This is a genomic window from Bacillota bacterium (assembly GCA_024653485.1).
Lineage (GTDB): Bacteria > Bacillota > SHA-98 > UBA4971 > UBA4971 > UBA6256.
Genome location: JANLFY010000006.1, coordinates 146,026 through 161,362 on the forward strand (window position 1 = coordinate 146,026; position 15,337 = coordinate 161,362).

General features: G+C 63.0%; 15 protein-coding genes and 1 riboswitch. All 15 genes read right to left on the reverse strand.

Going from position 1 to position 15,337, the window contains the following annotated elements; genetic code table 11:
- Positions 1-154: 154 nt before the first annotated feature.
- The 15 genes from ychF to NUW12_06640 all read right to left on the reverse strand — a co-directional run bounded on the left by ychF (position 155) and on the right by NUW12_06640 (position 15,318).
- Positions 155-1,261 carry a redox-regulated ATPase YchF gene (gene ychF / locus NUW12_06570; protein MCR4402432.1) on the reverse strand — a complete coding sequence of 369 codons (1,107 nt, stop codon included), beginning with the start codon at positions 1,259-1,261 and terminating at the stop codon, positions 155-157.
- A complete protein-coding gene (locus NUW12_06575; GenBank protein MCR4402433.1) occupies positions 1,261-1,464 on the reverse strand; it encodes a DUF951 domain-containing protein in 204 nt (67 codons plus the stop codon). Before NUW12_06575 ends, ychF begins: the two co-directional genes overlap by 1 nt.
- A 57-nt stretch (positions 1,465-1,521) precedes the next feature.
- Entirely contained in the window at positions 1,522-2,442 is a 921-nt protein-coding gene (locus tag NUW12_06580) for a mechanosensitive ion channel family protein (protein MCR4402434.1), read from the reverse strand.
- A 361-nt stretch (positions 2,443-2,803) separates the two neighbouring features.
- A complete protein-coding gene (locus tag NUW12_06585; GenBank protein MCR4402435.1) occupies positions 2,804-3,139 on the reverse strand; it encodes a phage holin family protein in 336 nt (111 codons plus the stop codon).
- A 100-nt stretch (positions 3,140-3,239) separates the two neighbouring features.
- Positions 3,240-3,668: an arsenate reductase (thioredoxin) gene (gene arsC, locus NUW12_06590; GenBank protein MCR4402436.1), complete on the reverse strand. Its 429-nt coding sequence runs from the start codon at positions 3,666-3,668 to the stop codon at positions 3,240-3,242.
- 240 nt (positions 3,669-3,908) lie between these two features.
- Complete coding sequence (locus NUW12_06595) at positions 3,909-5,276, reverse strand: glycerate kinase (GenBank protein ID MCR4402437.1); 1,368 nt, start codon at positions 5,274-5,276, stop codon at positions 3,909-3,911.
- 50 nt (positions 5,277-5,326) lie between these two features.
- A complete protein-coding gene (locus tag NUW12_06600; GenBank protein ID MCR4402438.1) occupies positions 5,327-6,214 on the reverse strand; it encodes a lipoate--protein ligase family protein in 888 nt (295 codons plus the stop codon).
- Between the two features lie 44 nt (positions 6,215-6,258).
- Positions 6,259-7,263 (reverse strand): radical SAM protein, encoded by a 1,005-nt coding sequence (locus NUW12_06605; protein MCR4402439.1) that lies wholly within the window; start codon positions 7,261-7,263, stop codon positions 6,259-6,261.
- A complete protein-coding gene (locus NUW12_06610) occupies positions 7,260-8,126 on the reverse strand; it encodes a radical SAM protein (GenBank protein ID MCR4402440.1) in 867 nt (288 codons plus the stop codon). Before NUW12_06610 ends, NUW12_06605 begins: the two co-directional genes overlap by 4 nt.
- A gap of 99 nt (positions 8,127-8,225) precedes the next feature.
- Positions 8,226-9,704 (reverse strand): aminomethyl-transferring glycine dehydrogenase subunit GcvPB, encoded by a 1,479-nt coding sequence (gene gcvPB / locus NUW12_06615; GenBank protein ID MCR4402441.1) that lies wholly within the window; start codon positions 9,702-9,704, stop codon positions 8,226-8,228.
- Entirely contained in the window at positions 9,701-11,041 is a 1,341-nt protein-coding gene (gcvPA, locus tag NUW12_06620) for an aminomethyl-transferring glycine dehydrogenase subunit GcvPA (GenBank protein MCR4402442.1), read from the reverse strand. The genes gcvPB and gcvPA overlap by 4 nt, the downstream gene beginning before the upstream one ends.
- Positions 11,038-11,430, reverse strand: coding sequence for a glycine cleavage system protein GcvH (gcvH, locus tag NUW12_06625; protein ID MCR4402443.1), 393 nt, complete (start codon positions 11,428-11,430; stop codon positions 11,038-11,040). The genes gcvPA and gcvH overlap by 4 nt, the downstream gene beginning before the upstream one ends.
- Positions 11,431-11,771: 341 nt before the next feature.
- The gene (gene gcvT, locus NUW12_06630) at positions 11,772-12,896 is read right to left on the reverse strand and encodes a glycine cleavage system aminomethyltransferase GcvT (GenBank protein ID MCR4402444.1); all 1,125 of its coding nucleotides are present in this window, start codon (positions 12,894-12,896) and stop codon (positions 11,772-11,774) included.
- A 96-nt stretch (positions 12,897-12,992) separates the two neighbouring features.
- Positions 12,993-13,149: riboswitch (glycine riboswitch) on the reverse strand.
- Between the two features lie 199 nt (positions 13,150-13,348).
- Positions 13,349-14,401, reverse strand: coding sequence for a galactose-1-phosphate uridylyltransferase (gene galT / locus NUW12_06635; GenBank protein MCR4402445.1), 1,053 nt, complete (start codon positions 14,399-14,401; stop codon positions 13,349-13,351).
- Positions 14,402-14,763: 362 nt separating this feature from the next.
- The gene (locus NUW12_06640) at positions 14,764-15,318 is read right to left on the reverse strand and encodes a hypothetical protein (protein ID MCR4402446.1); all 555 of its coding nucleotides are present in this window, start codon (positions 15,316-15,318) and stop codon (positions 14,764-14,766) included.
- Positions 15,319-15,337: the final 19 nt, after the last annotated feature.

A 15,337-nucleotide genomic window follows, 5' to 3' on the forward strand; every position in this document is an offset into this window, starting at 1 on the left:
AGCAGGGATGACGCTTTGGCGTTCCTCGGACAATCGCCGTCCCTATTATAACATCGCCAGTCGCAACGGGCAATCATACGGAAGGATGAGACGAAGGCCGCCAGCAACGCTTCCTTCCACACCGTCGGAAGACGTCCCGCGCTTTTCGTGGGGTCTAACGTGACGGTTCGCTGAAGCGAAAGAGGATGACGTCCCCGTCCTGCACGACGTAGTCGCGACCCTCGAGCCGCAACAGTCCCCTTTCTCGGGCTTCGGCGAAGGACCCCACGGCCGCCAGGTCGTCATACCTGACTATCTCCGCTTTGATGAATCCCCTCTGAATGTCCGTATGTATTTCCCCCGCGGCTTCATAGGCCGTGCTCCCACGGCGGAGCGTCCACGCCCTTGTCTCCGTGCCCTTCGTAGTGTAGAAGGTAATCAGGTCGAGCGCGCGGTACGCCGCCAACACCACCCTGTCGAGCCCAGACGAGTCCATTCCAAGCTCACGGAGGTACTCCATTGCCTCGTCTCGGTCCAGGTTCAGGAGCTCCGATTCTATCTTGGCCGACACCGTGACCACAGGGGCATGGTCCGCCCGTCCGGCCGCCCACTCCTTCAAGGCACGCACCCTTCCCGCGCCATCCCGAGGGTCATCTTCACCAACGTTTGCGACGTAGATGACAGGCTTCATCGTAAGGAGGAAGAGATCCGATACGACCGCTCTCTCTTCGGTCGACATGGGGACCAGTCTCGCGGGCCTGCCCCTCTCAAGCTCGTCGCTAAGCCTGTCCATGAGGGCGGTCTCCTCCTCGTACTGCCTGTTCCCTCCCTTTTGCATCTTGGCCGTCTTCTCGCGCCGCTTCTGGACCGTCTCCAGATCCGCCAGGATGAGCTCCAGCTCGACCGTCTCGACGTCGCCTACGGGGTCAAGCTGTCCCGAGACGTGGGGCACGCTGGAGTGCTCAAAGCACCTCACTACGTGCGAGATCGCGTCCACCTCGCGGATGTGGCCGAGGAAGCGGTTGCCAAGGCCTTCGCCGCGGCTCGCCCCCTTGACCAGGCCGGCGATGTCCACGAACTTTACGGAGGTCGCCGTCACTCTCTCGGGCTTCGTGATGTCGGCAATGGCCTCAAGCCTCCGGTCGGGGACGGCAACCACTCCGACGTTGGGGTCGATGGTGGTGAACGGATAGCTCGCCACCTCTGCCGTGCCCCGAGTCAGGGCGTTGAAGAGCGTCGTCTTGCCCGCGTTGGGCAGCCCCACAATGCCTATGCGGACCATCACGCCTCGGCCTCCTCGCCACCAGGGCGGGACACGATCTGCTTGACGCTCTTCTCGAACCTCGGCCGACTGAGCATGACGACGCGGCCACACCCGCAGCACTTGATGCGGAAGTCAGCGCCCACTCTCATGACTTCCCATTCATAGGAGCCGCAGGGGTGCCCCTTCTTCAGCCGGACCACGTCCCCTATGTAGAACTTCAAATGCTCCCTCTCCCTCCGCCCAACGCGTCCCCTCTCCCATGAACCCGACGCACAGCCTCACGTGTCCGCGGCTCCCCCAGCAAGCGGCGGGCTGGGGACGGCGCCGGATGGTTCCAAATACACTCGCATGCTGGGAGAATAGAAGGCGATGCCTTCGCGATCAAAGGTCTCCTTGACGCGCTTCCTTAGATCTCGCTCGGCTTGCCACTGCTCCATGGGCTTGGCCTTGGCTATGATGAGCAGCTCGATCCCGCGCTCGCCAATGGCATTCACTCCAAGCACCGTTGGGCCCTCAACGATGTTGGGAATCTCCGTCTTCGCCCTCTCGAAGTCCCGAGCCAACACCTCGATTGCTCGGTCTACGTCGGTGCGGTGATCCACGGTGACGGTGAAGAGCACGCGCATCGCACTGCCCATGTGGTTCACGACCTTGGAGATCTGCCCGTTGGGCACGATTTGAAGCGCCCCGCTGAAAGCACGTATGCTTGTAGTGCGAAGGCCTATGGACTCCACGATCCCCTCCGCGTCAGCGACGGTCACGTAATCGCCGACGGCAAACTGGTCTTCGAAGAGGATGAAGAACCCGTTGATCACGTCGCGGACGAGGTTCTGAGCTCCGAAGCCCAGAGCGAGGCCTGCAAGTCCCGCTCCGGCCAGGAGGCTCGAGGTATCCACGCCGAGCTCGCCCAGAATGGATATGCCCGCGAAGAGGTATATGGCATACCGAAGAAGGCTCTTGAGGAGCGACCGAAGGGTCCTGGCTTTGCGTTCGTCCATGAGCCTGTGGCCCTCGGTTGCACGTTGGGTGATCAGCTTGTCGACCAGTGCGTTCGAGGCCTTCACGAGCAAGAAAGCCACCACCAGCGTGAGCGTGACACGGATGATGGTTCCGCCCGCTCCAAGCCCCAGGTCGATGAGTCGGTCCATTGGCACACCGCCAGAGAGCGCGGGAGCAAAAGTATCGAACAGACTACTCACTTCTTTCCCTCCGTCGTGCCACTTCCCGGGTCACTGAGATGATGTTTCGCCGACGATGCGGAGATATCCTCCCGTCGCACGATAGCCTAACCGCGACCGGGCAGGAACGCGTGCCGGGCGGTTCAAAGGCGAATGCGGGTCCGCGCTTGTCAGAGTCTCGCGTCCTGGCGGCTCGTGCATGGCCGAACTTGCGGACGCAACGGGCTAGCCGTGCGCGCGAGCGGCGGGCGAAGTCCCCCCACACCGAGGAGCCAGGGGTCGCTCTAAGCGAAAATCCCCGTCCAAGACGGGCGGGGAGCTCGCGCCGAGGCTGCTGGCCGCAGGCGTCGCTTTGTGTGCAATCTGTCGGCTCCGAACGAGACTATCTGAGGGTGGTCGGGATGAACGTGTCCACGAGCCCAATGATGAACGCCGATATCAGGGCACCAAGGACGGTCACGCGCATCGCCGGAACAACGAACTGAGAGACATAGATCACCGCGGCCGACACGAGGAACCCGACTACCCCGCGACCGAACGGAGAAACGCTTCTTCCAACGGCAGCCTCGATGATATATCCGAGGCCGGTTATGACCGCCGCCGCGATCAGGGCATTCACGAAGCTCAGGGTGCTGAAGCCCGGCACTATGAGCCCGATGAACATGAGCACCAGAGCCGACACAACGAACCTTACGATGTGGCGCAGCCAGTCGCCCACTTGCTTTCACCCCCTGCGCTGAGATTGGCTTGATGCTAACCATAGAGTAACCATATCCTGCTGCAATATGCGCATTACGGGGAAACGTGGCGCGCCTTAGTCAGTTCTGGCCTATTAGTCTCTCAACGCGATGACGTATCTCGTCGCGCACGCGCCTGAAGACCGCGAGAACCTCATCAGGAGACCCGGTCGCCTTTGCTGGGTCTTCGAGCGGCCAGTGCTCGCGCCTTACATGGGCCGGCAACACCGGACACCTCTCGTCGGCGCTGCCACACAGCGTGACCACGAGATCCACTGCGTCAAGAACGGCGGGGTCTATCGGCTTTGAAGCCTGGCCCGATATGTCGATTCCGGCCTCTGACATGACTCTCACAGCACCGGGGTTCACGCCCTGTGGGTCGAGCCCGGCGCTGTACGCCTCCCAGCCGTCTCCTCCCAGAGCGCGGAGGAACCCCTCTGCCATCTGACTCCGGCACGAGTTGCCTGTGCACAGGAATAGCACTTTCTTTCGCTTCCCATGCTTCGTCATGCGAACCTCTCCTTGAACTCTAGTGGGCTCCCCTTCGCGTCTCTTCCGGCCCGCTCCTTCAGGGGGCGCCGCCACCTAGGCCGCTAACGGTGCGAGCCCGCTTCACCGTTGGTAGCCTTGCCCGGGAGGCTACGCCTGCTACCGATGGAATGAACACGGCAAGTCATCACTCCGGGCGCACTGCGCTCCTGTGTCGCGGCCTTCGAACCCTCAGCAACCCTTGCAGGCGCGGGGCAACCGCTACCGGGCTAGGATGAGCACGATGTCCATGACGTTCGTGCGCGTCGGACCCGTCACGACGAGGTCCCCCAGGGCCTTGAAGAAATGATACGAGTCATTGTTCTCTAGATAGGCACTGGGAGCCATGCCCGCCTCCCGCGCCCTCACCGCAGTGTCGCCGAAAACCATGGCACCCGCCGCGTCTGTTGGCCCGTCTGTGCCATCCGTCCCCACGGCCATGAGGACCACGTCTGTCATGCCCTCGATATCGAGAGCGGCGGATAGGGCAAGCTCTTGGTTTCGGCCGCCGAGCCCTGTCCCCCTTAACGTCACGGTCGTTTCGCCGCCTGCCAGCACGCAGGCAGGCTTGGCCGTTGGCCTGTCATGTCTCGAGAGCTCGCGCGCGATGGCCGCCATCACACGTCCCACCTCTCTGGCTTCCCCCTGGACGCACGATGACAGCACGAGGGAATGATATCCCAGCCTCTCGGCTGCTCGAGCGGCAGCATCCATCGCAATGGCGTTGCTCGCCACGATCACGTTCGCCACGTTTCCAAACAGAGGATCTCCCGGCTTTGGCGTCTCGGGCACCTCGCCCCGTACACCCGCCTCAATCCGGCGCCTCACGGCGTCGGGGATCCGGTCCAGCACCCCGTGGCGCTGCATGACCTCCCACGCCCCCACGAAGGTGCTTGTGTCGGGCACTGTCGGGCCCGACGCGATGACGTCGAGATCGTCCCCGATCACGTCGGAAAGGATGAGGGACACGACCTGAGCGGGTGCGGCGGTCCGAGCAAAGCCGCCCCCCTTCACCAGGGAGATGTGCTTCCTGACCGCATTGATCTCGTGTATCGTGGCACCGCAGCTCAACAGGGCCTGCGTAACACGTTGCTTGTCCAGGAGCTCGATGCCCGGAGCGGGAACTGGCATTAGGCTTGAGCCGCCACCTGAGATGAGGCAGATCACAAGGTCGTCCTCTCCGGCGTCGCGCGCGAGCTCCAGCATTTCTCGGGCGCCCTCGACGCCCGCGGCGTCGGGCACAGGGTGCCCCGCTTCGCGGACCCGGACCTTCGTCAGGGTCTCAGAGTGGCCGTACTTGACGTTGACGAGGCCTGCCGTGATGCGGTCCCCCAGGGTCTCCTCCACGGCGAGGGCCATTCGCGCGCTCGCCTTGCCGGCCCCTATCACTATGACGCGGTCGATCCGCGAGAGGTCGTACGATCTCGCTCCCACCTCCAACACATTGCCCTTCCGGCGAACAATCCTCCTTATCGCCTCGTACGGGTCGACCGCGGCGAGTGCCTCGTTGAGGATCTCAAGGGCGTCACGGCGCAAGCCGTCTGTGACACGTGTTGTCCCGCTCCTGTCCGAGGCCGTTTCCGAAGTCATGTCACACGCCTCCCTTCACGGTTCGCGAACCGGTACCAAGACCCCGCGCCCTACGCCTCCGCCGCCTCCGCCCGACGGTGCAGCGTCCATGACGGCGAATCGTATTTCCGGGAAATAAGGGTGCTTGCCAGGGCAAGCTCCTCTTGCGAGATGTCGTCCTCAACCAGCTCGATAGGGGAGATATGGGATCTCATCCCCTCTATGATCGCGTCTTCGACCTCCCGGAAGCCCACCGGGCGGCTAAGGATCTCAGAAATCGACGTGGCGTGAGAGCGTAGGTGGTCCACCGCCGCGGCCCTTTCCGCTTCAGAGGGGAATCTCAGGAGTCTGCAGAGCTTCTCGGCGTCCAGCTCAATGAGAATGGACCCGTGTTGGAGGAACACGCCCATGAGCCGCGCCTGTGCGCTGCCCACCAGTTTCCGTCCCCCGGCGACCACCTCGTACCAGGACGGTGAGTCGAAGCACGCGCCTGTGCGCACCCCCGCGGCGGAATCTTCGACCGCCCGGGAGGTGGCTCCCCGACCCGACGAGTCGCCGTCGTCGCGCCCGCGGATCTCCGCCTCGACCCCGAGGAGGCGAAGGCCCTTTATGATTCCTTGTGTTGCGAGGCTAAACGATTCCCCCATGCCTCGCGGAAGGGCGGGGTCGTTCTCGCTCATGATGAGACTGTAGGTGACCTCAACGTCGTGCAACACAGCCCTGCCCCCCGTCGGGCGGCGCACGACGTCTACCCCGAGTCTCTCGCACGCGTCTGCGTCTACGTCTCTTTCGAAGGACTGAACCCGGCCGAGGGAGAGGCTCGGAGGCTCCCACTCGAAGAGCCTGAACGTGGGCGGGGAAAGACCCTTGGCTACGTGGGCCATCACCGCCTCGTCCACGGCCATGTTCCATGCTCCGCGCTTGTGTCCCGTACGAAGAAGCCTCCAACGCGTCTGCATTCCGCGCTCCCTCACAAGTCTCCTCGCTCGGACGGCACTCCATGTCAACGGCTGCCCTCGGCTAGACCGACCTCGCACAGCGCCTTCTCTATCTCCGCGCAAGTGAGAGATCTTGGATAGTTGTACATGGTGCCGCCCGGGCATTCGTTGTAGTACGGCCTGTTGCAACCGGGACAGCCCGATGTCTCAAACGGCTTGCCTGTGCGGGCAATCTCCAGTAGCTTCTCTCGCTCCGCACCGAAGCCGGTTATCCGCCCGTCACTGAACCGGAACCCCTCTACGTCCCAAAGTCTGTTTACGATGATGTGCCGGGCGAGCTGCACTCGGCGGTAAGTGCCGATGGGAGGTTGCGGAACGTCCTCCATCGCCGTGCCTCTCACCGGAGTGAACGCGAAGAGACCGATTGTGACGCCGCTGTCAGTGAGACGGCGCATCACCCGTACCAGGTCCTCCTCGGTCTCGCCCAGGCCCACTATGAGATGGGTACTGATCCTTCCAGGGAAGAGGCCTGCAGCTTCCTCGAGAAGGGAGACCGTCCCCTCCCACGACCCAGGTTTGGTCCTCGCGTGAACGTCCGCGCACGCCGCGTCTAGAGCGATCCCGATGGCGTCCGCTCCAAGGGCCAGGATTTCCCTTACCTCTTCCACGCTGGACGCATGGTGAGAGACGGATATCTGAATCCTCCCATCTCCCACACCTGCGCCGCAGTCGCGGCGCACGGCGTCGAGAGCCGGTATGAGCCACCTGAGCATGCTCCGCGCCCTGGAAGTGCGCGTCGCCTGGACGCACACGCGCTTCAGGCGAGACGGGTGACGCGCGACGGCGCCAAGCGCCTGAAGGACGTGCTCGGGCTCGAACTCGGGCCAGACAACCCGGGAGAGGAAGCCGTCCGGGGAGGCGCTCGTCCTCGCTTGAGTGCAGAAAGCGCAGTCCACGGCGCATCGGCCGCCCGCCAAAAGGTATACAGTAGTGGGCGCGTCATCGAGACGAGCCCCACGAAGGCCCAGCACCGCCGCGCTCCCTGTTGACACCCTGATCTTCTCCTTCAAAACGCGCAGCACTCCTCTCGCCATCGCGCGGAAAGGCCGAGCGCCTCCGCTTCCTCTCTCGCCGCGGGGGACGGCGCCACTATCCTGTTGACCCCCGCGCGAAGCGCAAGCTTGTCGATCTTATCGCGATACCCGCCTCGCGGCCGCATGCACCCGAGGTATATGGGTGTCGCGGGGAACATCACCCGCGCCTGGGCCATGACTCTCGCGGCGAACTCGGGGCTGGGCGGCTCGCGCGACTCGTATGACGTCCCGGGAGTGGGCGTGAAGACGATGAAGATGATGGCCTCCACACCAACACGCGCGAGAGCGCCCAGGGCTTCGAGCTCACCTGACGGCTCGCCGCCTCGAAGTCCGATGCAAATGTGCGGCACCACGCGAACGTGGCGCCGCAACATGACGTACTTGGCGAGAAAGTCCCTTGCCGTCACATCGAGGCCGTAAACCTCTCGGATCGTCGCGTCGTCCGCCACGAGATCGAACGACACCACCGGGTGAAGCGGCGCAAGCTCCAGCACGTCTTCCTCGTCCGCGAGTCCGAGGTGGAGATTGAGCCGGTAAGTCGCGGCGAGCTCTCTGATGGTATCGATGCGTGACCTCACCGGGACTCTGCCCCGCCTGTCGCAACCCCCGCTCACAAGGCAGCTCGAGACCCGGTCCGCACAGACCAGCTCATGCCACCTCTCGATGGGGATCATGTGCTTGAGGTAGTGGCCGCCGCAGTGAGCGCACCCAAGCTCGCACGCGCCTCCCGTAACGCTCAGCACGGCGGTTCGCACTGGGTTCACCCACTCGATCTCCTGCCCGAAAGCCGACCGTCTGAGCCGGCACGCTTTCTCAAGAAGAGCCTCTAGTGAACTCATCTGTCATCTATCATCTCATCGCACCGTGGCACGGCCGGGCACTTGCCGACTCAGCAAGCCTTCGCCCAGCCGCACCGGCCCTTGTGAACCCGCGCCCGCTCACTCCTCCTGCGGCTTTCCTTGGCCGAGTGGTTTCCAGCGCAGCACGGGCCTTCGCGCCGCGGTGACATCGTCGAGCCTTCCAACAACCATCTTGTGGGGCGCGGAGTGCAATACGTCCGGATCCTTCTCGGCAAGCTGCGCGATCTCCACCATGGCGTCCACGAACGCGTCGAGTGTGTCCTTGGACTCTGTCTCTGTGGGCTCCACCATTATGGCTTCCTTCACGATCAGGGGGAAGTAGACCGTCGGCGCGTGGAACCCGTAGTCTAGGAGCATCTTGGCTACGTCCGCGGTGTGGACGCCGGTCGCGAGCTGGTACGCCGCCGAGAGGACGAATTCGTGCTTGCAATGTCGATCGTACGGCAAGTGATAGTAGGGCGCAAGCCTCCGCATGAGGTAGTTCGCGTTTAGAACGGCATTCTCGCTTGCCTCGCGCAAGCCCTTTGCGCCGAGGGCTCTGATGTACGCGTACGCTTTCACCATGACGTTGAAGTTGCCGTAGAAAGCCTTGACCTTCCCGATTGAGTGCGGCCTGTCGTAGTCGAGGACGAACTTGCCATCCCTCTTCGCGACCACCGGGACCGGCAGGAAGGGAGCGAGCGCTTTCTTCACGGCCACCGGGCCCGATCCTGGTCCCCCGCCCCCGTGGGGCGTGGAGAACGTCTTGTGGAGATTGAAGTGGAGCACGTCAAATCCCATGTCGCCAGGCCGCGCGATACCCATGATGGCGTTCATGTTCGCCCCGTCATAGTAGAGGAGGCCGCCGGCGTCATGCACGATCTTCGCGATCTCCACTATGTTCTCGTCAAATAGACCGAGTGTGCTGGGGTTAGTGAGCATGAGGGCGGCAACCTCTTCCGAAATCACGGCGCGCAGTGAATCCAGATCCACCCCTCCGCGCGCGTCAGACTTCACCTCGACTACTTGATACCCACAGAACGCCGCGCTCGCCGGGTTTGTGCCGTGGGCGGAGTCGGGCACTATCACCTTGGTGCGCTTTCCGCCATCCCCGCGGCTCTCGTGGTAAGCCTTCACAATCATGAGCCCCGTGAGCTCGCCGTGGGCCCCCGCCGCGGGCTGAAGCGTGGCTTCATCCATGCCTCCGATCTCGCACAGGTATCGGCCAAGCTCATACATCAGTTCGAGGGCCCCCTGGACGAGATCCTCCGGCTGATAAGGGTGGAGGTTGGTGAACCCGGCAAGGGCCGCGGCGTCCTCATTGACCTTGGGATTGTACTTCATCGTGCACGAGCCGAGCGGGTAGAACCCCACGTCGACCCCGTGGTTGCGCTTGGAAAGGTTCGTGTAGTGGCGCACGAGGTCGATCTCACTTACCTCCGGCAACGGAGCGGCGTCCTTGCGGAGCGCCCACTCAGGGAGAACCTCGGCGGGATCCTTCCTCGGGACGTCGCACCGAGGCAGCGAGCACGCCTTCCTGCCTACCTCGCTCCGTTCGAAGATGAGCGGCATAGTCATGCCAATCCCTCCAGTGCGCTGCAAAGTGAGTCGATCTCGTCTTTCGTGCGCTTCTCAGTCACAGCGATCGTCATGACATCGCCAAGGTCCGGGTAGTATCGGCTGAGCGGCAGTCCGCCGAGAATCCGCGAACGAAGGAGAGCAGCGTTCACCTCTTCAGGCGGAACGGGCGTCCGGACGGCGAATTCCTTGAAGAACGGAGCCGAGCTCGCCGGCGCGAACCCCGGGAGCGCAGTGATCCTATCGAATGCGTAGTGCGCCTTTTGCAGGCAGAGGTCGGCAACCTCCCTGATGCCGTCCCTCCCTAGCCACGAGAGGTAGACCGCCGTCGCGAGGGCAAGGAGCGCCTCGTTGGAGCAAATGTTGGAGGTCGCCCGTTCCCTTCTGATGTGCTGCTCCCTGGCCTGAAGGGTCAGGATGTAGCCCCGACGTCCCTGGGCATCCCGAGTCTCGCCGGCGACCCGTCCAGGCATGTTCCTTATGAACTCCTGCCGGCACGCGAGAAAACCGAGGTAAGGTCCACCAAAGCTCATGGGATTGCCAAGACCCTGACCTTCGCCGACGGCTATGTCAGCCCCATATTCCCCGGGGGGAGCGAGGATGCCGAGGGAGATGGGATCGACGCACGCTACGAAGAGCGCCCCCTGCTTGTGGGCGATCTCCGCTGCTGCGGCCATAGCCTCCACCGAGCCTAGGAAGTTCGGGTTCTGAAAGACCACACAAGCGGTCCTTGACGACACGAGCCGCTCCAGCTCCCCGAGGTCGGTGGAGCCGTCGCGCATCCCACACTCGGTCACGTCGATGCCCAGGTTCCTGGCATAGGTCTTCAGAGTGGCGCGGTACTCCGGATGTACCGCCACGGATGCCACCACCTGCTGACGCCGGGTGTGGCGGCACGCCATCGTCGCCGCCTCCGCGACCGCTGTCGCACCGTCATAGAGTGACGCGTTGCTCACATCCATCGCGGTAAGCTGGCACATGAGCGTCTGGTATTCGAAGATGGCCTGCAGCATCCCCTGGCTCATCTCTGCTTGATAGGGCGTGTAAGCGGTGTAGAACTCCGAACGCGAGACGATGTGCCTGACCACGCTTGGCACGAAGTGGTCGTAGGATCCCGCGCCCAGGAACGACACGACCTCGTCCGTGGTCGTGTTCTTGGCGGCGAGGGCCGCCATATGGCGTGCGATCTCGTACTCGGACATGGCTTCCGGGAGGCGCAGGTCTCTCTCGAGCCTCACCTCTCGAGGGATGTCCGAGAAGAGATCATCCACGCTGGAGACTCCGATTTGAGCGAGCATCTCACTACGGTCCCTGTCTGTGTGGGGCACGTAGTTCATCCTTTGCTCGCCTCCTCGGCAACGAAGGCTTCGTACTGTGCGGCGCTCATGAGGCCGTCGAGCTCGCTCGGATCCTCCATCTCTATGACCGCCACCCATCCATCCCCGTACGGATCCTCGTTGATCAGCTCAGGGTGCTCCTCGAGCGCCCGGTTGACCTTGGAGACCTTGCCGCTCACGGGGGCGAACACCTGATCGGCCGTCTTCATGGAATCGAGGTCCGCAAGCGGATCGCGCTGCTTCACCCCGGCTCCCTCGTCCGGAAGGCCGACTCCCACTATCGCGCCCAGTTGCTCCTGGGCATGAGAGGTGATACCCACGGTCGCGAGGCGGCCTTCCACTCGAACCCACTCATGCTTCTCGGTGTATTTCAGGTCCTGTGGATACATTCGCTTCGTCCTCCTTCCTGAGTCGCTCTGAGTCGCTGCTTTCTTGCGCCTTTCCTCCCGACGATATGATTCCCTTGCGGACGGGCTCGGTTCCCGCGTCGGCAGCGTCGTCGTTCCCGCAGCTCGAGCCGATCCAGGCCTTCTCACCATGCCTTTCCCGGCGTCATTGTCCGGCGGCGCTAGAGCGCGCCTTCGCAGCGAGGCTCGCCCGTCAGGCCTGCTCGGGCTTCCCAGGAATGTGTATTTGTTCCACGTGAAACACGACTCGTGGACGAGTCCCCCTCCGCGGGTCCCCCGACGGCGATCTGCGACCCACCGCCGTTGTCGCAGTGTCGTGCGGCTTACTGAGCCTTTCGAACGCGCGGTTTCACGAATGGAGGCCTGACAGCTTCGGCCAAGACTCCTTTGCCGCGAATTACGACTTCGAAGCGCGTTCCAGGCCGCGCCATCTCGGGTGGCACAAAGCACATGCCGATGCCCACTCCCAGGGACGGTGAGAGCGATCCGCTCGTGGTCTCGCCCACGACCGTGCCGTCTTTCGACACCTCGCAGTGAGCCCTCGGCACGCCCTTCTCCAGCAGTCTGAAGCCTGTAAGTCTCCTGGAAACCCCTTTGGCCTTTGCGGCCGCGAGCGAGTCCTTACCGATGAAAGTCGGTTTGTCCATGGCCACGACCCATCCAAGCCCAGCTTCCAGCGGGTTTGTGCCGGGATCGAGCTCGTGACCGTACAGGGCGTAGCCCATCTCGAGCCTCAGGGTGTCGCGCGCTCCCAAGCCGACAGGCTCGATGTCGAACCTCCGGCCCGCTTCCATGAGGGCGTCCCACATGTGTTGCGCGTGACAAGGGTCGAAAAACAGCTCGAATCCGTCTTCTCCCGTGTACCCCGTGCGCGAGATGATGCACTTCACCCCGGCGACCTCGCCCTGCGTGAGGCGGTAATAGTAAAGCTGGGCCAAGGGCACGGGAGTAAGCCCCTGCAGCGTCGCGGCTGAGTCAGGCCCCTGAAGCGCGAGGAGCGCCGTCTCATCCGAGACGTCGGTGATCGCGACGTTGCCGGTGGCGTGAGACTTGATCCAGTCCAGGTCCTTCGACGCATTGGCAGCATTTACCACAAGATAGTAGCGGTCCTCAAGCCTGCAAACAAGGATGTCGTCCACGGCACCGCCGTCCGGATAGCACATGACCGAGTACTGAACCTGACCGACCTCGAGCCGGGCCGCGTCGTTCGTGGTGACTTTCTGCACAAGATCCAGCGCGTCTGGGCCGCTCACCTCGATTTCGCCCATGTGAGACAGGTCGAACAAACCCACTTTCTCTCTGACCTTCTTGTGCTCCTCAATGATCCCCCGGTAGTATACGGGCATCTGCCAGCCGCCGAACTCGATCATCCGCGCGCCGTGCCGTACGTGCAGGTCGTAAAATGGCGTCTTTCTCATCTGGGTGGCCTGCGCCTCGTCCGCACTCACCATTCTCACCTCCGACGTTCTCTCTTGCTCACCGTCCCGGGCCCGAGCACCCGCCCTCCAACGGGCCAAGGAAAACGCAAAACGGGCAAACTCGTTGCCCGTTTCTCTGTCCTTACGCCTGAGAGATTCCCCCGCCAGCCACGTGAGGCGGCGGGTTACCCCGTCGGCGGCACCTCCGGTACGTAGCAGCTCCTTCGGTACCGGTCAATTGAGCGCAAGAGGACAATGGAGGTGCCTCTCCAGAGCGCCGTCAGCGAAGGTGCTTTTGCCTGAGAGTTTGGACACACGCGTGGCAAACGTGCGTCTTGCTCCTTCGGCTCTCTCGCGCCGTGCTCGCGTCCTCGTCTACGTGGTCGTGCGGTCGCACGCGGTCGCGGAGCATCTCCCTCCGACTTCATCCGGCCGCTATTCTGTTCGTGGTCTTGTTCATGTACCTTCTGTACCTATCTATATTAGCCTTGAACCCCGGAATTCCTTCCCGATCGCAGGCCCGAAACGTGATTTCTCAGGAATTCCGCCGCGCTCTCTGGCGTCGTCACATTGATGTACACGCCCATCCCGAACTCGAACCCCGCCGCCACCGTCAGCTTGGGGAAAATCTCAATGTGCCAGTGATAGTATCCTTCACACCGTTCATGAGGCGGCGCGGTGTGAAGGATGTAGTTGTAAGGCGGATCGTCGAGTCCGGCGCCAAGAGCGCCCAGCACGTCCACGAGAACCCCTCCCAGCTCGCGATACCTCGATGGGTCGAGATCCTCGAAAGAGGGAGAGTGGGCTTTCGGCAGAACCCAGGTCTCAAAGGGCATCTTCGAGGCGTACGGCTCCAGCGCGATGAACGCGGACGTCTCAGCCACCACTCTCGCGCCAGCCTCGAGTTCCTGGCTCACGATGTCGCAGAAGACGCATCTGCCCGTCGACTCGTAGTGATGTCTCGCGCCGGCGAGCTCCTCGAGGACAACCGGTGGGACCAGCGGCACGGCCGCGATCTGAGAGTGGGGGTGTTCCAGCGACGCTCCTGCGTCCCTTCCGTGGTTTCTGAAAACGAGGATGTACTTGATCTCGGGCTCCTCGGCAAGACTCTTGTAACGATGACGGTACGCCCGTACGACCTCCGCCATCTGGTCATACGACATGGTCGCCGGGCTGGCGTTGTGGATGGGCGACTCAATGATGACCTCGTGTGCCCCTGTTGCGGGCTTCACGGCAAAGACTCCCGACGTCGAGGGTTGCACCGTAGGTTTCCACGTGAGGGCGGGGTACTTGTTGGGCACCCCCCTCACCCACCAGCCCGCGTGATCCGGTTGCGTTCCGTCTTGCCGGAACGAGAAAATCTCCGGCGGGGTCTGCGCCTCGTTGCCAGGGCAAAACGGACAAGCATCGCTTCTCTCGGGGCGGACCTTGACCGTCGTGGGGTCCCCATGCACGAAGTCCTTCGGCCTCTTGGCACGCTCGGTTGCTACCAGCACCCACCGCCCCGTCACAGGGTCAAGCCTCAGCTCAGGCACCAACCGACCCTCCCCGCGTGACCACCTGCGTCAAGCGACACAACGAAAACCTCATGTCGCCGTGCGCGCGCCGCCAACATTTTACCTCCCGCGCCAGAACACTTCAAGTGCCGAGTAGATATTATGATGGTACGGAATCATCGAGTCGCAAGACAGAAGGAGGATCCCCGGTGTATCGCCTGCTCGAAAGGATAGTCGGCCCCCTCCTCAAGTGGCGCAAGAAAACCTGCATTCTTGTAGTGAAGCGCCGGGTGTGACTCTTCGCTCGGTGGGCGGCCTTAAGAAGCCCTCTAGAGCCCTGCGTGAGATCGACCGCGCATGCTCGAAGGGGTCTTCCCAAGCTGCGCGGCCCGGATCTCGGGTTACCAGGCCCTGGGCTTGCAGAGGATCTCCTCGACCCTGAGGCCGAATATGTTGTTTGAGTGCTCGGGCACTATGATCGCGGCAGTGTCAGCTCCCGCGCTCGTCCCGCCCACTGCCACCACACGCTCGCCGTAAGGCACGGCGCCGGCGTCCAGCGCCATCACGGAGACCTCCACACACACTTTGAGCCCCTGGCCCAGCATCCTGAGAGCCGCCGCGATTATCTCAGGAGGGTACAAGCCCCCGAACTTCAGCCTCAGCGAGCGGTCCACGCCGGCAAGCACGTGCGTAGTGGTGAGGACCCTCACCCCGCGTGAGGCGAGGTCCTGCCTCACCTCGGGTGGCATCTCGTCCACGCCGGGGCTGCTGAATCCCACATGATGGGTGACGCACACGATCGATAGACCCGCTGCGCCGATCTCGAGGGCCTTTCTCGCCGTCGTCCCGGAACTCGACGCGATCACCAGATGGCGGATCCCCTCGCGCCTCGCGGCCTCGATGGCTATCCTCAGAGTCTCGCTGGTGTTCTCCTCACCGGCTTTGGCCCATATCACCCAGACCACCTCCAGTGCT

Bases quoted from the DNA above. Each gene is read 5' to 3' on its own strand.
- gcvPB (MCR4402441.1), bottom strand. From the start codon at position 9,704: ATGACTATGCCGCTCATCTTCGAACGGAGCGAGGTAGGCAGGAAGGCG.
- NUW12_06595 (MCR4402437.1), bottom strand. From the start codon at position 5,276: ATGACTTCGGAAACGGCCTCGGACAGGAGCGGGACAACACGTGTCACA.
- gcvPA (MCR4402442.1), bottom strand. From the start codon at position 11,041: ATGAACTACGTGCCCCACACAGACAGGGACCGTAGTGAGATGCTCGCT.
- NUW12_06600 (MCR4402438.1), bottom strand. From the start codon at position 6,214: ATGCAGACGCGTTGGAGGCTTCTTCGTACGGGACACAAGCGCGGAGCA.
- ychF (MCR4402432.1), bottom strand. From the start codon at position 1,261: ATGGTCCGCATAGGCATTGTGGGGCTGCCCAACGCGGGCAAGACGACG.
- NUW12_06610 (MCR4402440.1), bottom strand. From the start codon at position 8,126: ATGAGTTCACTAGAGGCTCTTCTTGAGAAAGCGTGCCGGCTCAGACGG.
- arsC (MCR4402436.1), bottom strand. From the start codon at position 3,668: ATGACGAAGCATGGGAAGCGAAAGAAAGTGCTATTCCTGTGCACAGGC.
- gcvH (MCR4402443.1), bottom strand. From the start codon at position 11,430: ATGTATCCACAGGACCTGAAATACACCGAGAAGCATGAGTGGGTTCGA.